This is a genomic window from Streptomyces sp. NBC_01296, assembly GCF_035984415.1.
Taxonomy (GTDB): domain Bacteria; phylum Actinomycetota; class Actinomycetes; order Streptomycetales; family Streptomycetaceae; genus Streptomyces.
In genome coordinates this window covers 2,139,994-2,160,316 of record NZ_CP130720.1, presented here as the reverse complement: position 1 = coordinate 2,160,316, position 20,323 = coordinate 2,139,994, and the positions used below count along the sequence as shown (strand labels likewise).

General features: G+C 74.0%; 14 protein-coding genes and 1 riboswitch. Of the genes, 7 read left to right on the top strand and 7 right to left on the bottom strand.

Going from position 1 to position 20,323, the window contains the following annotated elements; genetic code table 11:
- Positions 1-187 precede the first annotated feature (187 nt).
- Positions 188-2,410 (bottom strand): terpene synthase family protein, encoded by a 2,223-nt coding sequence (locus OG299_RS10020; protein ID WP_327361279.1) that lies wholly within the window; start codon positions 2,408-2,410, stop codon positions 188-190.
- Between the two features lie 722 nt (positions 2,411-3,132).
- Between OG299_RS10020 and OG299_RS10015 the strand changes: the two genes are divergently transcribed.
- Positions 3,133-4,203 (top strand): cytochrome P450, encoded by a 1,071-nt coding sequence (locus tag OG299_RS10015; protein WP_266634421.1) that lies wholly within the window; start codon positions 3,133-3,135, stop codon positions 4,201-4,203.
- On the top strand, positions 4,196-5,452 hold the full coding sequence (locus OG299_RS10010; RefSeq protein WP_327361278.1) for a cytochrome P450 family protein: 1,257 nt from the start codon (positions 4,196-4,198) through the stop codon (positions 5,450-5,452). Before OG299_RS10015 ends, OG299_RS10010 begins: the two co-directional genes overlap by 8 nt.
- Before the next feature lie 95 nt (positions 5,453-5,547).
- On the opposite strand, the gene cobN is transcribed toward OG299_RS10010, so the two are convergent.
- Positions 5,548-9,156: a cobaltochelatase subunit CobN gene (gene cobN / locus OG299_RS10005; protein WP_327361277.1), complete on the bottom strand. Its 3,609-nt coding sequence runs from the start codon at positions 9,154-9,156 to the stop codon at positions 5,548-5,550.
- Positions 9,157-9,189: 33 nt separating this feature from the next.
- A riboswitch (cobalamin riboswitch) is annotated at positions 9,190-9,329 on the bottom strand.
- Positions 9,330-9,532: 203 nt separating this feature from the next.
- On the opposite strand from cobN, the gene cobG reads away from it, so the two are divergent.
- Genes cobG through OG299_RS09990 form a run of 3 tightly spaced genes read left to right on the top strand, consistent with a single transcriptional unit; the run spans position 9,533 to position 13,010 of the window.
- The gene (gene cobG / locus OG299_RS10000) at positions 9,533-10,852 is read left to right on the top strand and encodes a precorrin-3B synthase (RefSeq protein WP_327361276.1); all 1,320 of its coding nucleotides are present in this window, start codon (positions 9,533-9,535) and stop codon (positions 10,850-10,852) included.
- Positions 10,849-11,496: a precorrin-8X methylmutase gene (locus OG299_RS09995; protein ID WP_266634429.1), complete on the top strand. Its 648-nt coding sequence runs from the start codon at positions 10,849-10,851 to the stop codon at positions 11,494-11,496. Before cobG ends, OG299_RS09995 begins: the two co-directional genes overlap by 4 nt.
- Positions 11,493-13,010: a precorrin-2 C(20)-methyltransferase gene (locus tag OG299_RS09990; protein ID WP_327361275.1), complete on the top strand. Its 1,518-nt coding sequence runs from the start codon at positions 11,493-11,495 to the stop codon at positions 13,008-13,010. The genes OG299_RS09995 and OG299_RS09990 overlap by 4 nt, the downstream gene beginning before the upstream one ends.
- A 67-nt stretch (positions 13,011-13,077) precedes the next feature.
- On the opposite strand, the gene OG299_RS09985 is transcribed toward OG299_RS09990, so the two are convergent.
- From OG299_RS09985 to cbiE, 4 genes are read right to left on the bottom strand one after another with little or no spacing between them, the layout of a single operon-like run.
- The gene (locus OG299_RS09985) at positions 13,078-13,743 is read right to left on the bottom strand and encodes a hypothetical protein (RefSeq protein WP_327361274.1); all 666 of its coding nucleotides are present in this window, start codon (positions 13,741-13,743) and stop codon (positions 13,078-13,080) included.
- A gap of 42 nt (positions 13,744-13,785) precedes the next feature.
- Positions 13,786-14,553 (bottom strand): cobalt-precorrin-6A reductase, encoded by a 768-nt coding sequence (locus tag OG299_RS09980; RefSeq protein ID WP_266634434.1) that lies wholly within the window; start codon positions 14,551-14,553, stop codon positions 13,786-13,788.
- Complete coding sequence (cobM, locus tag OG299_RS09975; RefSeq protein ID WP_266634436.1) at positions 14,543-15,292, bottom strand: precorrin-4 C(11)-methyltransferase; 750 nt, start codon at positions 15,290-15,292, stop codon at positions 14,543-14,545. Before cobM ends, OG299_RS09980 begins: the two co-directional genes overlap by 11 nt.
- Positions 15,289-16,566, bottom strand: a complete 1,278-nt coding sequence (gene cbiE, locus OG299_RS09970) for a precorrin-6y C5,15-methyltransferase (decarboxylating) subunit CbiE (RefSeq protein ID WP_327364492.1) — start codon at positions 16,564-16,566, stop codon at positions 15,289-15,291. The genes cobM and cbiE overlap by 4 nt, the downstream gene beginning before the upstream one ends.
- 174 nt (positions 16,567-16,740) lie before the next feature.
- Between cbiE and OG299_RS09965 the strand changes: the two genes are divergently transcribed.
- The gene (locus OG299_RS09965; protein WP_327361273.1) at positions 16,741-17,673 is read left to right on the top strand and encodes an oxidoreductase; all 933 of its coding nucleotides are present in this window, start codon (positions 16,741-16,743) and stop codon (positions 17,671-17,673) included.
- 110 nt (positions 17,674-17,783) lie between these two features.
- Positions 17,784-19,190, top strand: coding sequence for an FAD-dependent oxidoreductase (locus tag OG299_RS09960; RefSeq protein WP_327361272.1), 1,407 nt, complete (start codon positions 17,784-17,786; stop codon positions 19,188-19,190).
- 38 nt (positions 19,191-19,228) lie between these two features.
- Here OG299_RS09960 and OG299_RS09955 read toward each other — a convergent pair whose 3' ends face one another.
- Positions 19,229-20,290 (bottom strand): trypsin-like serine peptidase, encoded by a 1,062-nt coding sequence (locus OG299_RS09955; protein ID WP_327361271.1) that lies wholly within the window; start codon positions 20,288-20,290, stop codon positions 19,229-19,231.
- Positions 20,291-20,323: the final 33 nt, after the last annotated feature.

Sequence of the window (20,323 nt, the reverse complement as noted above, 5' to 3'; positions counted from 1 at the left end):
CGCGTAGGGTGCGGCTTCGCTGCCGACGGGCCTGCTTCGGGGTCTTGGCCAGCGTCAGCGACTCCGGTTCCTGCCGCATCCCGGAATGGGCCGGACGAGGGACGCGGTCTGACCGGCGGATCCGGTTTCAGGGCAGCGGGGGCGGGGGCGGGCGAGCGGACCGCCCCCGCGACCGGGCCGGGCTGGATCAGGCGGGCAGGGAGATGCGGGCCGCCGACATGCCGAAGGAGGAGCTCCAGGCTCCGGGGGTCAGCCCGGTGGGCTTCGGGTGCAGATCCTCGTCGCGGTAACGGCGCACGCTCTGGTGCCAGTTGAGGACGGCGACCATCCAGTCCTCCAGCTCCCGCACGTACGCGTCGAGCGAGGCGCGCGCCTGCCGGTCCAGGCCGTGGTCCTCGTACAGCACCGGCAGTTGGTGGTCCCGGATGTGCTCGAACTCCCGGGTGCGCTGCTCCAGCAGGTCGGCGACGATCGAGAACGCCTGCGGGTAGCCGATGTCGAAGAAGTTCTGGGTGACGAGGACATGGTTGTGGACCTCGCCCTCGACCTCGATCTCCTTCTGGTACGAGTGGAGGTCGTTGACGATGCACCCGACGTCCGCCGCCGCGCTCTCCAGCGAGCGCATCACGCCGTCCCGGTAGACCTCGGGCGGGACGCCGTCGCCCTCGTGGCCGAGTTTGGCCAGGAACATCGTCATGTACGAGCCGAACGTGAAGCGGCGCATCTCGGCGTAGTCGACCGGGTCCGGAATCCGGTTCACGACGGCATTGCCGATCTCCCAGACCCAGCTGTCCAGCATCCCGATCACGTGCCCGCGGAACTCCGCGCGCATCGCAGCGCTCATCCCGGCAACGGTGCGGGCCCACAGCTCCTTCAGGCTCCGCTCCATCGCGGTGACCGGCTCCGGGGCCTCGGCCGGGTCGACCGGGATCATGGAGATCAGCCGGTCGGTCGCCGCCCGGGCCGCGCCGGGTGACTTCGAGCCGCCGAAGACCTTGGGGTAGTAGTCGTCCGCGTACGTGCCCCAGGCCAGCCACTGCGCACTCAGGCTCAGTGCCTCGGGCGTGGCGTCGGGGTCGATGCCCGCCGAGCACAGCGCGAAGTCCATGCCGACCAGCTTGGCCTCGTCCCAGATGTCGGAGCCGGGGTCGCCGGGCTGCGGGTGCAGCAGGCCCATCTCCCGGCACCAGACGACCAGTTCCCGGCGCGCCCGGTCCAGGTGGGGGCTGAGCGTGAGCGGGAACGGCATGTGGAACTCGGGCAGCAGCGAAGGGCCCACCTTCTGGAACGGCACGTGCGTGAAGCTGCGCCGGCGCATGTCCATGGCGCGGGGGGTGAACACCGAGCGCAGGTCGAGGGCGGCGGCTCCGGGCCCGCTGGGCATGAAGGGCAGGGTGAGCGGGGCCGCCGCCCCTGCCCTGGCCTCCTCGTTCATGTAGCGGCTGGAGACCATGTGCCATTCGTGGCCGCCGGACTGCCAGTCCTGCAGGCCCTTCGCGTACGCGAGTACGGACGCCTGCTCGACGGGGCCGAGCCCGTACCGGGCGGCGAGCGCGGGGACCTCGGCGAGGGCGGTGTACTCGAACTGCTGGAGCCGCGAGGTCAGCAGGTCGTTCGACAGGTCGGCGGCCTCCTGGGTGCTGCACTTCAGGAAGGTCTCCAGGACCAGGACGGCGTTGGAGAGTTCGCCCTCCTGCTCCACCTCGCGCTGGTAGGAGAAGATGTCGTTGCGGATGTGCACCGCGTCGGAGAAGGCGTCGCGCAGCACCTCGAGCGGGCGGGCGTGCGCGACCCGCGCCGGCACCTCGGCCGACACGTACTCGATCAGCCCCGCGGACCAGGGGGCGCCGCCGACCTTGCGGCGCATCTCGATGTACTCGAGCGGGTTGGCCACCCGGCCGATGTTGATGTTGTGGAGCTCCCACATCGACTCGTTGAGGAGGTTCCTCGTCGACTCGGAGAATCGTTCCCGCCAGTCCATCGACATCGCGGGCACGGTCCGCGACCACAGGTCCTTGAGGCCCGCCTCGACCGGGTTCGAGGGCTCGGGGAACCCGTCGGCGAGGTCCATCGGCATGAAGGCGGCCAGCCCGTCGAGGTACTTCTTGGCACCCTCGCGGTCCTGGGTGCGCTTGTAGACCTCGAGGAAGTGGTCGTCGAAGAAGAACACCCACACGTACCAGTCGGTGACCAGGTCCAGCGCGTCGCCGTCGCAGTCGGGGTGGGTGTACGAGCACAGCAGCGCGTAGTCGTGCGAGTCCAGGTCCTTCTGCGTCCAGACGCCGGATCCCTCCAGCATCCCGAAGTCGCGGGCCCACCGCCGGGTGTGCGTTCTCGCGGCCTCCAGGTGCGGGTTCAGTCGCGCCGGATAGGGCACGTAGAAGTCCGGCAGGTGAAACGGCTGTGTCACGGCGGGGTGGACCTTTCCGTCCGAGGGCGCGGGGGCCCTTGGCTGCGGCCCCCCGCACGAGATCAGCAGGGCCCTACCCCGGTTGCCGCCGGGACAAGGGGGAGTTCACCGCTTCAGGTGACGCACGAGCCGTTCCGGGACGCAAGTGCCTGGCGGGAGGTAGGGGCACCCCCACCGCGAGGGCCCGCGGCCGGCCCCGCCGGGTCGAACACCGTATGACCGTGCACGGTTCGCGCTCACCCGCATGCGCAGGCGATAAGTCAAATCCGAGAGGCGTCCGGTATTCGTCTTGTCACGCGGCGTTCGAATTTATTCGAAGGTGCGGAAGAAGTCCTTCCGGGTATCGGATTCGGCCAGCGAAAAAGCGGAACCATTGACTACTTCCGTCACTTGCGTGTCTACTCGGTGAAACGGCCACGCAACACGGCAGGTGCACCTCCCGTGCATATCAACTGCCGTGACCGGTCGGACCATTGATGTGCGCAAGCACATGTGAAGGAGGGTAAGTACATGAAGAAGACGATTCTCGCCGCCCTGCGCAGCACCCCGATCTGCCGGGACCTTTCGTTCGTCAAGAAGAGCGAGCCGAGCCTGAAGCAGAGCGCCTGGTACTTCTGGTACTAAGCCGGAAATCCCAGCACCTGGCCCGTACACGGTGGAGCCGGCGTCGGCCCTTCCGGCCCCGCCGTGTACGGGCCTTCGGCATTCCCCGGAGCCCTCATATGCCAGCCACGCCCCTGACGCGTGCGCGTACGCGCCGTGCCACCGTATTCGCCCCACGACTCCAGGCACTCATCGACGACCACCTAGGAAAAGACCTCGTCCGGCTGGAGTCGGACACCATCGGAATTGCCGGAGCGGAACTCTCCGACAGGATTCTCGCCGCGCGAAAAGCCACGGAGACCGAGCGGCCGACATTCAAGCCCCTGCACGGCCGGTCCATTTCCAAGACCGAGGCCTCTTCCGTGATGCGCACCATCGGCAAGGACGTGCGCAAAGCCCTGGAGAGCCCGATACCCCACGACACGGACCTGTCGGGGCCGTGGCCCCTCACCGGCCACAACTTCCTCCGGGATCTGATCCTGCGCGACGACCCCGCGCGGCTGCGGATCCTGATGTCCCGGACGCTGGAGATCGACCCGAAGCTGACCTGGTCGACGATCGTCGCCGGAGCCGCGCTCCCGCGCCGGCCCCGGCCCGGCCCGCACCTGACCCACATCGGCAGCCTGTTCGCCGAGGCCGAGGGGTACCACGACCGCCGGTACGCCATGGGCATGTACCGGCGCGCGGCCGCTCCCGTCTGCTTCACCGTCTCCACCCTCGTCGCGAACGCCCTGTGGCTCGGCTCCCCGTTCGACGACGGCGACTCGAACCGGAACGTCCTCTACGAGGCGATGCGGCTGCTGCCGCCCTCCTGGAACCTGCTGCGCAACCGCAGCCCCGAGTACCCCGCCCTCGACTCGCGCATCGGGTCCGGCGACGACGTACTCGTGCTGCCGCTGCTCACGCACCGCGACCCCGCCCTGTGGGAGGCCCCGCAGGAGTTCCGGCCCGCCCGGTGGGACACCCTCGACCCGGACGCCACCCCCGGGTACATGCCGTTCGGCCACGCGAGCGAGCGCTGCTGGGGGCGGCACATGGTCATGCCGCTGGCGGAACTCCTGCTCGACCACATCCGCCGGACCGGACTCGTCGTCGCCCCCGGCCAGCGCACCGCCGACGTGCCGCTCGTCGGCCTCCTCGGGGTGAAGACCGTCCACGTCGGCCACAAGGACCGGGTGCACCATGCCTGACCGCAACACCCACGACCGCCAGGGCCGTGACCACCAGGGCCGTGACCGCGAGCACGCCGAGGTCCTGGCCGACGACTGGCAGGACCGCGCCCACGAGGTCTACGGGAGCCGGCGGCAGGACGGAGGCATCCGCTACCTGCGCTACCCCGGCCCCGGAGCTGTCGAGGGCTGGGTCGTCACCGGCCACGCGGAGGCGAAGGCCCTCCTGGCCGACCCGCGGCTGTCGAAGAACCAGGCCGCGCAGCGGTTCGGCCGGCACATCGGGCTCACCGAAGGGCCCGGAGCGGCGATGTTCTCGCACATGCTCAATGCCGACCCGCCCGACCACACCCGGCTGCGCAAGCTCGTCCAGAAGGCGTTCACCGCCCGCCGCACCGCGAGCCTGCGGCCCTTGGTCGAACAGCTCGTCGGCGGGCTGCTCGACGCCCTGGAGGGGAAGGCCGAGGCCGAGCTGATCTCGGAGTTCGCCCTCCCGCTGCCGGTCGCGGTCGTCTTCGAGCTGTTCGGCGCCTCCGAAGCGGACCACGAGATCCTCCGGATACGGGGCAACAGCATCGGCGGCGGCCAGGGCGACGGCGAGGTCTCCGTCTTCACGGCGGAGAACATGCTCGGCTACCTGCGCGCCCTCATCGCCCTCAAGCGCGAGACCCCGGACGACGACGGGCTGCTGTCCGCCCTGCTCACAGACGGGGACGAGGACGGCGACGCCCTCACCGAGGACGAGATCACCTCCATGTCCTTCCTCCTCTTCGTCGCCGGCCACCAGACCACGGTCAACCTCGTCGCCAACGGCATCCACGCCCTGCTCACCCACCCCGACCAGCTCGCCGCCCTGCGCGCCGACCCGGAGCTGGTGCACGGCGCGGTCGAGGAGGCCCTGCGCTACGAGTCCCCGTCCGGCCTCGCGTCGTTCCGCTACGCCACCGAGCGCATCAAGGTGGGCGCAGTGACCATCCAGAAGGGCGAGTTCGTCCAGATCTCGCTGCTCGGCGCCGACCGGGACCCGGCCGTGTTCGCCGACCCCGACCGGTTCGACATCGGCCGGGCCGACGTGGGCCGCCACCTCGCCTTCGGCCACGGCATCCACCACTGCCTCGGGGCGCCGCTCGCCCGCCTGCAGGGCGAGATCGCCCTCACCCGGATCCTCGAGCGCTTCCCCCGCCTGCGGCTGCACGAGGCGCACGAGGCGCGGTGGCAGTCCAACCCCCGCCACCGCGGGCTCCTCAGCCTGCCCGTACGGCTGAGCTGAGCTGAGCCGCCCGGGGGAGCCGGAACGCAAAGAGCCGGACCGGCCTCCCACCCGTACGCGGGTGAGGAGGCCGGTCCGGCTCCCCGTACTGCGGACTACTCCGCCTCGCCCTCCAGGTTGCCCTCCGTGTCCAGGTAGACCTGGCGGAGGGATTCGAGGATCTGGGGGTCCGGCTTTTCCCACATGCCGCGGGACTCGGCCTCCAGGAGGCGTTCCGCGATGCCGTGCAGGGCCCAGGGGTTGGCCTCCTCGAGGAAGGCGCGGTTCGTCGGGTCCAGGACGTACGTTTCCGTGAGCTTGTCGTACATCCAGTCCGCGACCACGCCCGTCGTGGCGTCGTAGCCGAAGAGGTAGTCCACGGTCGCCGCCAGCTCGAACGCGCCCTTGTAGCCGTGGCGGCGCATCGCCTCGATCCACTTGGGGTTGACCACGCGGGCGCGGAAGACGCGGGACGTCTCCTCGACCAGGGTGCGGGTCTTGACCGTCTCCGGGCGGGTGGAGTCGCCGATGTACGCCTCCGGGGCCGTGCCGCGCAGGGCGCGGACCGTGGCCACCATGCCGCCGTGGTACTGGAAGTAGTCGTCCGAGTCGGCGATGTCGTGCTCGCGGGTGTCCGTGTTCTTCGCGGCCACCGTGATCCGCTTGTACGCGGTCTCCATCTCGGCGCGGGCCGGGCGGCCCTCCAGGCCGCGGCCGTACGCGTAGCCGCCCCACACCGTGTAGACCTCCGCGAGGTCGGCGTCCGTACGCCAGTCGCGGGAGTCGATCAGCTGGAGGATGCCGGCGCCGTACGTGCCGGGGCGCGAGCCGAAGATACGGGTCGTCGCGCGCCGCTCGTCACCGTGCTCCGCCAGGTCCGCCTGGGCGTGGGCCCGGATGAAGTTCTCCGAGGCGGGCTCGTCCAGCCCCGCAGCCAGCCGTACCGCGTCGTCCAGCAGGCCGATCACGTGCGGGAACGCGTCCCGGAAGAAGCCCGAGATGCGCAGCGTGACGTCGATGCGCGGGCGGCCCAGCTCCTCGAGCGGGATCGGCTCCAGGCCGGTGACGCGGCGCGAGGCCTCGTCCCACACCGGGCGGATGCCCAGCAGGGCCAGCGCCTCGGCCACGTCGTCGCCCGAGGTGCGCATCGCGCTCGTGCCCCACAGGGACAGGCCGACCGAGGCGGGCCACTCGCCGTTGTCCGTGCGGTAGCGGGTGAGGAGGGAGTCGGCCAGGGCCTGGCCCGTCTCCCACGCGAGGCGGGACGGGACGGCCTTGGGGTCGACCGAGTAGAAGTTGCGGCCCGTCGGGAGGACGTTGACCAGGCCGCGCAGCGGGGAACCCGAGGGGCCCGCCGGGACGAAGGCGCCGTCCAGCGCGCTCACCACGTGCGCGATCTCGTCGGTCGTGCCGGCCAGCCGCGGGACCACCTCGCGGGCCGCGAAGTCCAGGACGGCCGCCACGTCCGCCGCGTAACCGGCGGCGACCGAAGCCACCGCCTCCGGGGCCCAGTTCGCGTCCTCCATCGCCTGTACCAGCGCGCGGGCCGCCGCCTCCGCCTCGTCGGCGGTCGTACGGGTGGCCGCGGACTCGTCCAGGCCGAGCGCCTCGCGCAGGCCGGGCAGGGCCGTGGTACCGCCCCAGATCTGACGGGCGCGCAGGATGGCGAGGACCAGGTTGACCCGGGCCTCGCCGGTCGGGGCGCCGCCCAGGACGTGCAGGCCGTCCCGGATCTGGGCGTCCTTGACCTCGCACAGCCAGCCGTCGACGTGCAGCAGGAAGTCGTCGAAGCCCTCGTCGTCCGGGCGCTCCTCCAGACCGAGGTCGTGGTGGAGCTTCGCGGCCTGGATCAGGGTCCAGATCTGGGCGCGGATGGCCGGCAGCTTGGCCGGGTCCATCGCCGAGATCTGGGCGTACTCGTCCAGGTGCTGCTCCAGGCGCGCGATGTCCCCGTACGACTCCGCGCGCGCCATCGGCGGCACCAGGTGGTCGACCAGGGTGGCGTGCACGCGGCGCTTGGCCTGGGTGCCCTCGCCCGGGTCGTTGACCAGGAACGGGTAGATCAGCGGCAGATCGCCGAGCGCGGCGTCGGGCGCGCAGGCCGCGGACAGGCCGGCGTTCTTGCCCGGCAGCCACTCCAGGTTGCCGTGCTTGCCCAGGTGGATCATCGCGTCGGCGCCGAAACCGCCGTCCTCCGCGCGCGCCTGGATCCAGCGGTACGCGGCCAGGTAGTGGTGCGAGGGCGGCAGGTCCGGGTCGTGGTAGATCGCGATCGGGTTCTCGCCGAAACCGCGCGGCGGCTGGATCAGGATGAGGAGGTTCCCGCGGCGCAGGGCCGCGAGCACGATGTCGCCCTCCGGGTTGGCCGAGCGGTCCACGAACATGTTGCCCGGGGCCTCGCCCCAGTGTTCGTTGACGCTGCCCTGCAGTTCGGCCGGGAGCTCGGCGAACCACCGCTTGTAGTCGGCGGCCGGGATCCGGACCGGGTTGCGGGCCAGCTGCTCCTCGGTCAGCCAGTCCTGGTCGTGGCCGCCGGCCTCGATCAGGGCGCGGATCAGCTCGTCGCCGTCGCCGGAGACCAGGCCCGGGATCTCCTCGACGGGGCCGAAGTCGTAGCCGCCCGCGATGAGCGTGCGCAGCAGCTCCACGGCGCTGGCCGGGGTGTCGAGGCCGACCGCGTTGCCGATGCGGGAGTGCTTGGTGGGGTACGCGGAGAGGACGAGCGCGATCTTCTTGTCGCGGCGCTCGATGTGGCGCAGCCGGGCGTGCCGGACGGCGATGCCGGCGACGCGGGCGGCCCGCTCGGGGTCGGCGACGTACGCGGGCAGGCCGTCCTCGTCGAGCTCCTTGAAGGAGAACGGGACGGTGATCAGGCGGCCGTCGAACTCGGGCACGGCGACCTGCGTCGCGGCGTCGAGCGGGGACAGGCCCTCGTCGTTCTCCTCCCAGGCGCTGCGCGAGCCGGTCAGGCACAGGGCCTGCAGGATCGGGACGCCGAGCGCGGCCAGCGCACCCGCGTCCCACGACTCGTCGTCGCCGCCCGCCGAGGCGGTGGCGGGCTTGGTGCCGCCGGCCGCGAGGACGGTGGTGACGACCGCGTCCGCCGACTCCAGCGCGGCGATCAGGTCCGGCTCCGGGGTGCGCAGGGAGGACACGTAGAGGGGGAGCGCCCGGGCGTCCTGGGCCTCGATCGCGTCGCACAGGGCGTGCACGAAGGCGGTGTTGCCGCTCATCTGGTGGGCGCGGTAGTACAGCACGGCGATCCGCGGACCCTCGGTGGTCCCCGGCGTGCGCTCCAGCGGGCCCCAGGTGGGCGCGGCGGCCGGCGGCTCGAAGCCGTGGCCGGTGAGCAGCACGGTGTCGGAGAGGAACCGGGCCAGCTGGTCCAGGTTGGCGGGGCCGCCGTGGGCTAGGTAGCCGTGCGCCTCGGCCGCGATGCCGATCGGGACCGTGGAGGCCTCCATCAGCTGGGCGTCCGGGGCCTGTTCGCCGGTGAGGACCACCACCGGGCGGGTCTGGGCAGGCGCCAGGAGCAGGTCGAGGCCGTCCTGCCAGGCGCGCAGGCCGCCGAGGAGGCGTACGACGACCAGGTCGACGCCGTCGAGCAGCCCGGGCAGGTCGTCGAGGGGAAGGCGGGACGGGTTCGCGAACCGGTACGGCACGGGGCCGTCCGCGGCGCGGGCGCTGAGCAGATCGGTGTCGGACGTCGACAGCAGCAGGATCATGCGGCGGCAGGCCTTCCTCGGGGTTTCCGCGCCCCGGGCAGTGAGGACAGCGGGAGTTCCTGACTCACCCGGCGGATTTGCTCTGCAGGGTTCACAGTGGCGGGACCGCGCCGGATTCGCACCGGGCTTCCTCCCGGCGGGCCATGTGGCTCCGCCGCTGGTCATCTTAGGTGGCGATCTCCCTGACCGGGAGTGGGGGTGGCCAGCGCCGGGGCGCCCGCCCGGCGGACCCGCCCCCGCCCCCCCGCCCCCGCGCGCCCCCGCGCGCCCCCGCTCCACGCAGCGCCGAGTCCGCCCGCGCACCGTTGCTGCGCGGAGGGAGCGGGTGGTGACGGCCACAGGTCGGGGCGGGGGAATCGTGGGTATGCTCGCCGCCATGCCGCCCCAGCCCCCGTCCGCCGCACCGCGGGACGAACCCGTCATACGCGACCGTGGTGACGCCTGCCCCGGTGCGCTGCGGCTGCACGCCGCGGACGACGGGTTCCTGGCCCGGGTGCGGGTGCCCGGCGGAATGCTCGACGCGGACGCGGCCGCGCTGCTGGCCGATGCCGCGGACCGGCTCGGCGACGGGCACATCGACCTCACCTCCCGCGGCAATGCGCAACTGCGCGGACTCGGGGCGGGCTGCGGCGGCGAACTGCAGTCCGTGCTCGTCCGCGCCGGCCTGCTGCCCGCGCCCACCCACGAGCGGGTCCGCAACATCGTCGCCTCGCCGCTGACCGGCCTCGACCGGAGCGGCCTGCCCGATGTGGCGCCCTGGGTCGCGGAGCTGGACCAACTGCTGTGCGCGAGCGCGCCCGCGGCCGGGCTGTCCGGCCGCTTCCTGTTCGCCCTCGACGACGGCCGCGGCGACGTCACCTCGCTCGCCGCCGATGTGAACCTGGTCGCCCGGGACGCCGACCGGGCCCTGCTGTGGACGACCGATCCGGCCGACGCCCTGCTCGTGGCCGCGGCCGACGCGCCCCGGGCCGCCCTGGTGGCCGCCGCGTACTTCCTCGACGCCGTCCGGGAAGCCGGTACCCGGGCCTGGCGGGTTGCCGAGCTGCCCGCCGAACAAGCCCTGCGCCCCGACGAGTTGGGCGTGCGGCTGGCTGCCGCCGGGATCGAGGCCTCCCCCGTACGGGAAGACGCCCGGCGCTCCCCGGCCCCCGAGCCCGGCATCGTCCAAGGCCCCGAAGACCCCGAAGACCCCGAGGGCACCGCCGCGCTCAGCGTGCTCGCACCGCTCGGCCGCCTGACCACCGCGCAGTGGCGCCTGCTGGCCGGCCTCACGGGCCGCATGCGCCTGACCCCCTGGCGCGGCGTCGTCGTCCCCGGCGTGCCCGCCCACGCCGCGGCACGAGCGCTGGCCGCCCTCGCCGGGGCCGGGCTGGTCACCGCCCCCGACGACCCCTGGCGGTCCGTCACCGCCTGTACGGGGCGCCCCGGTTGCGCCAAATCCCTCGCGGACGTACGCGCCGACGCGCGGGCCGCCGTCACCCGCGCGACCGGCCCCCTGCCCGTGCACTGGTCCGGATGCGAACGCCGGTGCGGGCACCCCCGCGGCACCGCGTGGGTGGACGTGGTCGCCACCCCCACCGGGTACGACCTCTGCGCGGACGGCCGCACCCCGCGCCGCGGCCTCCAGACCTCCGAACTTCCCGCGGCCCTCGCGGACGCACGCCGCACCACCTCCCACGACGCAGCGAAGAAATGAGCGAGTACACAGTGTTCGAGTACGAGAAGGACGGCGCGGCGATCTACCGCCAGTCCTTTGCCACGATCCGCGCCGAGGCGGACCTCTCCGGGCTGCCCGCCTCCGTCGCCCAGGTCGCGGTACGCATGATCCACGCCTGCGGAATGACCGACCTGCCCCGGGACCTCGGCTACACCGCCGACGTCGTGCTGCGCGCGCGTGCCGCCCTGACCGCCGGCGCGCCGATCCTCTGCGACGTGCAGATGGTCGCCAGCGGGGTCACCCGCAAGCGGCTGCCCGCCGACAACGAGGTGATCTGCACCCTGTCCGACCCGGCCGTGCCCGCCCTCGCCGCGAAGATGGGCACCACGCGCAGCGCCGCCGCCCTCGAAGTCTGGCGCGACCGCGGCCTGCTGGAGGGCTCCGTGATCGCCGTCGGCAACGCGCCGACCGCGCTGTTCCGGCTGCTCGAGATGATCGAGGAGGGCGCCCCGCGCCCCGCCGCCGTCATCGGCGTCCCGGTCGGCTTCATCGGCGCCGCCGAGTCCAAGGACGCGCTCGCCGCCCACGCGTCCGGCCTCGACCACCTGATCGTGCGCGGCCGGCGCGGCGGCAGCGCCATCGCGGCCGCCGCCGTCAACGCGATCGCGAGCGAGGAAGAATGAGCAGCGCAGCCGGCACCACAGCCCGCACCGGAAAGCTGTACGGCGTCGGGCTCGGCCCCGGCGACCCCTCCCTGATGACCCTCCGGGCCGTCCAGGTCATCGCCGAGGCGGATGTCGTCGCGTACCACAGCGCCCGCCACGGCCGTTCGATCGCCCGCTCGATCGCCGCCGAGCACCTGCGCGCGGACCACGTCGAGGAGCCGCTCGTCTACCCGATCACCACCGAGACCACCGACCACCCCGGCGGCTACCAGGGGGCGATGGAGGAGTTCTACGAGCAGTCCGCCGCCCGGCTGGCCGCGCACCTGGAGGCCGGCCGGACCGTCGCCGTGCTCGCCGAGGGGGACCCGCTCTTCTACGGCTCGTACATGCACATGCACAAGCGGCTCGCCGACCGGTACGAGGCCGAGGTGATCCCCGGGGTGACCTCGGTCAGCGCCGCCGCCGCCCGGCTCGGCACCCCGCTCGTGGAGGGCGAGGAGGTGCTGACGATCCTGCCCGGCACCCTGCCGGAGGAGGAGCTCACCGCCCGCCTCGCCGCCACGGACTCCGCGGTCGTGATGAAGCTCGGCCGTACCTTCCCCGCCGTGCGCCGGGCCATGGAGGGCAGCGGGCGGCTGCCGGAGGCCCGGTACGTCGAGCGCGCCACCATGGCGGGCGAGCGGACCGGCGTCCTCGCCGACACCGACCCCGACAGCGTCCCGTACTTCGCCGTTGCCGTCGTGCCCAGCCGCATCGGCAACCCGGGCAGTGTGCCGTCCGGGCCCGGCCAGGTCGCCGTCGTCGGCACCGGACCTGCCGGGCCGCTCTGGCTCACCCCCGAGACCCGGCGGGCGCTGGCCGACGCCGAGGTGCTCGTCGGGTACACCACGTACCTGGACCGCGTACCCGTCAAGCCGGGCCAGATCCGGCACGGCTCCGACAACAAGGTCGAGTCGGAGCGCGCCGAGTTCGCGCTCGACCTCGCCCGCCGCGGCAAGCGGGTCGTCGTGGTCTCCGGCGGCGACCCGGGCGTCTTCGCCATGGCCACCGCCGTCCTGGAGGTCGCGGGGCAGCCGGAGTACAAGGACGTGCCCGTACGGGTCCTGCCGGGGGTGACCGCCGCCAACGCGGCAGCCGCCGCGGCCGGGGCCCCGCTCGGCCACGACTACGCCACGATCTCCCTGTCGGACCGGCTCAAGCCGTGGGAGGTCATCGCGGAGCGGCTGCGCGCCGCTGCCGCGGCCGACCTGGTGCTCGCCCTGTACAACCCGGGCTCGCGCAGCCGGACCTGGCAGGTCGCCCAGGCCAAGGAGCTGCTGCTGGAGCTGCGTTCGCCGCAGACGCCGGTCGTGGTCGCCCGCGACGTGGGCGGCCCGGAGCAGTCGGTCCGCATCCTCGCGCTCGGTGAACTGGAGCCGTCCGAGGTGGACATGCGCACGATCCTGCTGATCGGGTCCTCGCAGACCCAGGTCACGGAGCGGCCGGACGGCTCCCGCGTGACGTGGACCCCGCGCCGCCATCCGGAGGCCTGACCGGCAGCACAGCCGGCCCGCCGCCCCGGGCGCGACGAAGCGTCCGTGGGCGGCGGGGGCTCAGGGCTCAGCACTGCCAGAGGAACGCCGCCCGGCCGCAGGGCTCGCAGGCATGCGCGTAGGCGCTGCCGGAGCCGAAGTTGGGGGCGGTGAGGGGGTCCGGGCCCTCGTCCAGTCGGGCGACGAACTCCATGGGGCGGCCGCAGCCCGTGCAGTCGGGGGTCTCGTCGTTCTGGAGCCAGTCGGCGGTGCCGCCGAGCTGACCGAGCACCTCGTTCGCAGGGCGCCCGCTCTGCTCGGACCAGGCCTTGGAGGCGAGCCGGTACTCAGGCTCGGCCACCGTGACGCGCTCGACGGTACGGACCGCCCCGAGCTGCCGAACGTCCTCGTCCTCGTCCTCGTCGTCGTCTTCGTCGTCGTCGTCCCCGGCGGTGGGGAGTGCGGGCAGCGGCAGCGGCACCAGCCCGGCGGACGGGAAGAGGTACGCCCTGTTGCCGCCGGCCGTCGCACTCCAGTCGCCGCACATGCCCGGGTCGTTCGCGCACATGAAGACGGAGAGGACCCCGCGCCCGCCGTCGAGGACGATCTGCGCGATGAACTGGAGCGGCCCGGAGCAGGCCGCACAGGTGGGCCAACGGGTGCCGGAGGGCGCCAGCGGAAGGCCGCCGATGCGGGTGACCGGGGTGTCGGGTGCGGCGGAGCCGTCGTGGACCAGCAAGGTGGTGGTGCTCATACCGACGAGAGTAAGAGACCCCTCTGACAACGGCCGGGCGGCCTAAGCCATCTCGGCCGGGGCTCCCGCGAGCCACTCCAGGGCCGCCTCCAGGCGCTCCGCCGCCGCGACGCCCTCCGGGACCGGGGGCCGGCGGACCACCAGGACCGGGATGCCGGCCTCGCGGGCCGCGACGAGCTTGGGGGCGGTCGCGGAGCCGCCGCTGTCCTTGGTCACCAGGACGTCGATCCGGTGCCGCGCCAGCAGCTCCCGTTCGTCGTCCAGGGTGAACGGGCCCCGGGCGAGCAGGACTTCGAGCCGCGGCGGCACCGGCGCGTCCGGCGGGTCGACCGAGCGCACCAGGAACCAGGTGTCGGCCAGGTGCGCGAACGTGTGCAGGCCCATCCGGCCGGTGGTCAGGAAGGCCCGGCCGCCGAGTTCCGGCAGTCGTGCGGCCGCCTCGGCGAGGGAGCCGGCGAAGCGCCAGTCGTCCCCGGGGCCGGGGGACCAGCCGGGGCGGCGCAGCGCGAGCAGCGGGACGCCCGAAAGCGCCGCGCCCGCGGCCGCGTTGAAGCTCATCCGCTCCGCGAAGGGGTGCGTGGCGTCGACCAGGTGCGTGACCCGGTGGGCGGTGATCCAGGCGGCCAGGCCGCCCGGGCCGCCGAAGCCGCCGATCCGCACCTCGCCCGGCGGCAGCACGGGCGCGGACACCCGGCCGGCGAGCGAGGTGGTCACGCGGTACGAGGGATCCCCGGCCAGCGCCTCCGCGAGGCGCCGGGCCTCCGTCGTACCGCCCAGGACCAGGACGTGGCGGGCCGGATCAGCAGACATGCCGGTCGCGCTCGGGGGAGTACAGGTGGCTGTCGCGGAACTGCTCGGCGCCGAGCGTACGGCCCACCACGATGACCGCGGTGCGGACCAGGCCCGCCTCTTTCACCTGCGCCGCGATGTCGGCCAGCGTGCCGCGCAGGATCAGCTCGTCGGGGCGGCTGGCCATCGCCACCACCGCCACCGGGCACTCGGCCCCGTAGTGCGGCAGCAGTTCGGCGACGACCCGGTCCACGTAGCGCGTGGCCAGGTGCAGGACCAGCAGCGCGCCGCTGCGGCCCAGGGTGGCCAGGTCCTCGCCGGGCGGCATCGGGGTGGCCTGCTGGGCGATCCGGGTCAGGATCACCGTCTGGCCGACGGTGGGGACCGTCAGCTCCCGCTTCAGCGCGGCCGCGGCCGCGGCGAACGCCGGGACGCCGGGCACCACCTCGTACGGGATGCCGGCCGCATCCAGCCGCCGCATCTGCTCCGCGACCGCGCTGAAGATCGACGGGTCGCCGGAGTGCAGCCGCGCCACGTCCTCGCCCGCCGCGTGGGCCCGTACGCACTCGGCGATGATCTCGTCGAGGTTCAGCTGCGAGGTGTCGATCAGACGGGCGTCCGGCGGGCACTCGGCGAGCAGTTCGCGCGGGACCAGGCTGCCCGCGTACAGGCAGACCGGGGCGGCGGCGAGCCGCCGGGCACCGCGCACCGTGATCAGGTCGGCGGCGCCGGGGCCCGCGCCGATGAAGTACACGGTCATGTCGTCTCCTGGTCCTGTGCGTTGTCTTCGTGTGCTGCCGTGGGCCGGTCGGTCCGCGGCCAGGGCTTCGTCACGGACCACTGGGTGACCGGCATCGCCTGGCGCCAGCCCGTGAAGCCGCCGACCGCCGCCGCGTGCGCGACGGCCAGTTTGACCAGGTCGCCGCCGTGGCGCCGGTAGCGCTCGGTGAGGACCGCCTCCGACTCCAGGGTCACGGTGTTGACCACCAGCCGGCCGCCCGGGGCCAGGGCCGCCCAGGCCGCGTCCAGCAGGCCCGGCGCGGTCAGCCCGCCGCCGATGAACACCGCGTCGGGGGCGGGGAGTCCGGCGAGGGCCTCGGGGGCGGCGCCGGTGACCACGCGCAGCCCCGGGACGCCGAACGCCGCCGCGTTGCGGGTGATGCGGGCCGCCCGCTCCGGGACGCGCTCCACGGCCACCGCCCGGCAGGAGGGGTGCGTCCGCATCCACTCGATGCCGATGGAGCCGGAGCCGCCGCCGATGTCCCACAGCAGCTCGCCGGGGGCCGGGGCGAGGGCGCACAGGGTCGCGGCCCGTACGTGGCGCTTGGTGAGCTGGCCGTCGTGCTCGAACGCGGCGTCGGGCAGGCCGGGGGTCGCGCCGAGCCGCGGGACCTCGCTCTCCCGGTCGCGGCGGCAGTCCACGGCCACCACGTTGAGCGGATCGCCGGGCGCGTGGTCCCAGCTCTCGGCCACCCCCTCGTACGTGTCCTCGCGCGCGGAGCCGAGCTGCTCCAGCACCCGCATCCGGCTCGGGCCGAAGCCCCGCTCTCGGAGCAGAGCGGCGATCTCGTTCGGGGTCGCCGCTCCGGCGCTGAGCACCAGCACCCGCCGCCCGTCGTACAGCGCCGCCGCGAGCCGGGCGACCGGGCGGCCGACCACCGTGACCACCTCGGTCTCCTCCACCGGCCAGCCCAGCCGGGCGCAGGCGTACGACACCGAGGAGGGGTGCGGGTGGACCCGCAGGGCCTGCGGCCCGAGCTCCTGCGCCAGGGCCCGCCCGATCCCGTAGAACATGGGGTCGCCGCTCGCCAGCACCGCGATCCGGCGGCCCGCGTGCTCGGCCATCAGCTTCGGCACGGCCGGCCGCAGCGGGCTCGGCCAGGCCACCCGCTCGCCGGCGCACTCGCCGGACGGCAGCAGGTCCAGCTGCCGCGGCCCGCCGATCAGCACCTCGGCCCCGGTCAGCGCGGACCGCGCGGCGGCGGTGAGCCCGGCCCAGCCGTCGGCGCCGAGGCCGACGACCGACACGGGCATGGAGGGCGGTGCGGAGCTCACTGCGCGGTACCTCGGGAAAGGGAAGGGAGCGGGTGGACCCGCAGCCTACTGGCCGGGTCACCGGCCCCCGGCTCCACCCCCGCGAAGGGCGAGGTCTACCCTCGGTAACCCACCGAAGCCCCGTCGCCCCACCCACCTCGCGAGGGAGACCGCATGCCTGGCTGGAACACAGAGGACATCCCCGACCAGAGCGGCCGGACCGCCGTCGTCACCGGCGCCAACAGCGGTATCGGCTACGTCGCCGCCCGGGAGCTCGCCCGGCGCGGCGCGGCGGTGGTACTGGCCTGCCGCAGCGCGGCGCGCGGCCGGGCCGCCGTGGTGCGGCTGCGCGCCGAGGTCCCGGGAGCCGAGGCGGAGTTCGCCCTGCTGGACCTGGCCGACCTGGGCTCCGTACGGGAGTTCGCGAAGGACTACGGGCAGCGCCGGCCCTCCCTCGACCTGCTGGTGAACAACGCGGGCGTGATGGCCCTGCCGTTCGGGCGCACCGCCGACGGGTTCGAGACCCAGTTCGGGGTCAACCACCTCGGCCACTTCGCCCTGACCGGACTGCTCCTGCCGCAGCTGCTGGCCGCGGAGCCCGGAGCCCGGATCGTCACCGTCTCCAGCGGGTTCCACGCGCTCGGCGACATCGACCTCGACGACCTCAACGGCGAGCGCCGCTACCGGCGCTGGATCGCGTACGGCCGCTCCAAGACCGCGGGCCTCCTCTTCACCCACGAGCTGGCCCGGCGGCTGGAAGCCGCCGGCTCCGGGATCGTCGCCGCCGCCGCGCACCCCGGCTACGCCTCGACCAACCTGCACATCGGGGCATCGCGCCAGGAGGGCCACCGGCCCATGTCCCGGCTGTTGGGGGTCGGCGCCGCCGTCCTCGCCCAGTCCGCGGCCTCCGGGGCCCTGCCCACGCTGTACGCGGCCACCGCGCCGGGGGTGCGGCCCGACGCCTTCTACGGACCGCGGCTCGGCTGGCGCGGGGCGCCCGCGCGCTCCTGGCGGGCGAAGTGGACCCTGGACGACACCTCCGGCGAACGGCTCTGGGCGGCCTCGGAGAAGCTCACCTCGGTCCCGTACCGCTTCCTCGCCCGCTGAGGTGATCCGGGCCGGGCGCCCCGCCGTGAGCCCGTCCGCCCCCGGGGTGCCTCGGGGCGCCCCGGGCGGGACCTGATCCCGGGTGCGCCCGCCACGGGAGACTCGGCGCCATGGACGACGACACGGACAACCACCCAGAAGCCCACGACCACGCAGTGGTCCTCGGCGCAGGCCTGGCGGGGCTGCTGGCGGCGCGGGCACTCGCCCAGCGGTTCGCGCGCGTGACCGTGGTGGAGCGGGACGAACTGCCCGACACCGGACCGGCCTTCCGGCCCGGTGTGCCGCAGTCCCGGCACGTGCACGTGCTGTGGTCGCGCGGCCTGGAGCTGATGGAGGAGCTGCTGCCCGGGGTCACCCGCGAGCTGCTCGCGGCAGGGGCGGCCCTGTTGGAGTCGCCGAGGGACTTCCTGTGGCTGAGCTCCGCCGACTGGTTCCACCAGGTTCCGGGGTCCCGGATCCTGGTGGGCAGCCGGGAGCTGATCGACTGGACGGTCCGCAGGGAGGTGCTGCGCGACGAGCGCATCCGGATCCGCGCCGGATCGACGGCGACCGGACTCGTCGCCGGACCGGACGGCCGCTCCGTGGCCGGCGTACTGCTGCGCGAGGGCGGCCCGCTGCCCGCCCGCTTCGTGGTCGACGCGACCGGGCGGACCTCCCGGGCCCCGGCCTGGCTCGCCGCCCTCGGCCACCCGGCCCCGGCGACCACCCGCTACGACTCCCGTCTCGGCTACTCCAGCCGCTACTACGAGGTCCCGCCGGATCCGGCCCGCCGCTGGCAGGGCATGTACGTCCAGGGCCGCCCCGACAGTCCGCGCGGGGGCGTGCTGGTGCCCCTCGACGACGGCCGCTGGCTGGCGACCCTGATCGGCAACGGCGAGCACGCCCCGCCGACCGGGGACGAGGAGTTCCTCGAGTACACCCGGAGCCTGCGCACCCCGGCCCTGTACGACGCCCTGCGCGACGCCAAACCGCTCTCCTCGCCGACGGGCTTCCGGAGCACCGCGAACGAATGGCGCCACTACGAGCGGCTCGACCGCTGGCCGGCCGGATTCGTCGTCCTCGGCGACGCCGCCTGCCGGTTCAACCCCGTGTACGGGCACGGGATGACGGTGGCCGCCCTCGCGGCGGACGCGCTGGCCGGCGCCATCCGGGGGCTGGCGCCCCGGGAGATCGCCGCGGCCGCCCGGCGGATCCAGCGGCGTACGGCCACCGCCGCCGACGTGGCCTGGCAGATCGCCACCAGCGAGGACATGCGCTACCCGGAGACCGAGGGCCCGCCGCCCGACCGGGCGACCAAGGTCCTGCAGGCCTACATGTCCCGGGTGATCGTGGGTGCCAACGCCGATCCGGAGATCTCCCGGCCCTTCTTCGGCGTGCTGTCGCTGTCGGCCTCGCCGAACACCCTGCTGAGCCCCGGCACGGTGATCCGGGTCCTGTCCAAGTGGCGCCTGCCGACGGCCCCGGAGGCCGCCGCCTACCCCCCGCACCACCCGGGCCCGCCGGACTCGGGCTCGTAGGGGTCCGCGGGCGTCCGGCCGAATCGGCAAGACGCCCCCTAGCGGGGGGCGGCCACGGCCCGTTCGTACAGGGCGCGTACCGCCTCGTCGAACCGGCTGCTGTACGAGGTCGTCTCGTCCCCGCCCCCGTCGCGGCCGCCGACCACCCCGATCAGGGTGTGGGCGTCGGTCAGCACCGGACCACCGCTCGTGCCGTCGGGTACGTCCGCGCAATCCAGCCGCAGTTGCGCGGGCCCCGCGGCGCGGGCGGTGTTGAAGCACTCCACCGGGTGCTCGGTGTCGTTCGGATAGCCCACGACCCGGGCCGGCGCCGGCAGTTCGGGCCGGAACCGGATCGTATGGGCCCCGGTGGCGTCCTCCAGGCGCTCGCCGGGACGGCCGGGCCGGCGCATCCGGAGGAACGCCACGTCGTGGTCGGGATCCTGGTCCTCGGTCCACCGGGGGTCCACGTCGATCCGGGTGGGCACCCAGATCCCGTACGGGGCCTCGCCGTCCCGGTAGCCCGGGGCGAACGCGAGGTTGGTGCGGAAGCCGAAGCTGCCGCGGTACACGCAGTGGGCGGCGGTGGCGATGAGGTCGCCGTCGGGGGAGTGGACCACGCCGGCCGAGCAGTGGTGGTCCTGGTCCCCGTCCTCGCCGGGCGAGAACAGCGCCCCGGTCGCGGGCTCGGCGGCCGCGGGCCGCGCGACCAGCGGGTCGGAGGGCTGCCAGCCGCCCGACCGCCAGTGCACGCCGGCCGGGGGGCCGCCCGTGCCCTGCGCGGTCGGGCCCGGCGGGGCGGGCGCCGGCGCCGGGGTCTCCCGTACCGGGGCCTCGGGCGCCGGGGTCTCCCGTACCGGAGCCTCCTGCTCCGGGACCTCCCCTGCCGGAACAACCTGCGCCGGAACCTCCCGCGCCAGCCCGTCCAGCACGGCCGCCGCCGCGCGGTCGGCCTGCTCCGTGTCCTGTACGTAGCTCCCCTCCGCGGGATCCCCCTCCGCGAGGTGCGCCGCGATGCCGCGCAGCTCCCACAGGAACCCGCCACCCCCGATCAGCACCGCGCAGCACATGCCGACGAGCAGGGAGACCCGTACGGCCCGCCCGTGAACCTTGGTGAACATGTGGCACTCCCGCCCGAAACCCCCGATCGGCAC

Bases quoted from the DNA above. Each gene is read 5' to 3' on its own strand.
- OG299_RS10015 (WP_266634421.1), top strand. From the start codon at position 3,133: ATGCCAGCCACGCCCCTGACGCGTGCGCGTACGCGCCGTGCCACCGTA.
- OG299_RS10010 (WP_327361278.1), top strand. From the start codon at position 4,196: ATGCCTGACCGCAACACCCACGACCGCCAGGGCCGTGACCACCAGGGC.
- cobN (WP_327361277.1), bottom strand. From the start codon at position 9,156: ATGATCCTGCTGCTGTCGACGTCCGACACCGATCTGCTCAGCGCCCGC.
- cobG (WP_327361276.1), top strand. From the start codon at position 9,533: ATGCCGCCCCAGCCCCCGTCCGCCGCACCGCGGGACGAACCCGTCATA.
- OG299_RS09995 (WP_266634429.1), top strand. From the start codon at position 10,849: ATGAGCGAGTACACAGTGTTCGAGTACGAGAAGGACGGCGCGGCGATC.
- OG299_RS09990 (WP_327361275.1), top strand. From the start codon at position 11,493: ATGAGCAGCGCAGCCGGCACCACAGCCCGCACCGGAAAGCTGTACGGC.
- OG299_RS09985 (WP_327361274.1), bottom strand. From the start codon at position 13,743: ATGAGCACCACCACCTTGCTGGTCCACGACGGCTCCGCCGCACCCGAC.
- OG299_RS09980 (WP_266634434.1), bottom strand. From the start codon at position 14,553: ATGTCTGCTGATCCGGCCCGCCACGTCCTGGTCCTGGGCGGTACGACG.
- cobM (WP_266634436.1), bottom strand. From the start codon at position 15,292: ATGACCGTGTACTTCATCGGCGCGGGCCCCGGCGCCGCCGACCTGATC.
- cbiE (WP_327364492.1), bottom strand. From the start codon at position 16,566: ATGCCCGTGTCGGTCGTCGGCCTCGGCGCCGACGGCTGGGCCGGGCTC.
- OG299_RS09965 (WP_327361273.1), top strand. From the start codon at position 16,741: ATGCCTGGCTGGAACACAGAGGACATCCCCGACCAGAGCGGCCGGACC.
- OG299_RS09960 (WP_327361272.1), top strand. From the start codon at position 17,784: ATGGACGACGACACGGACAACCACCCAGAAGCCCACGACCACGCAGTG.
- OG299_RS09955 (WP_327361271.1), bottom strand. From the start codon at position 20,290: ATGTTCACCAAGGTTCACGGGCGGGCCGTACGGGTCTCCCTGCTCGTC.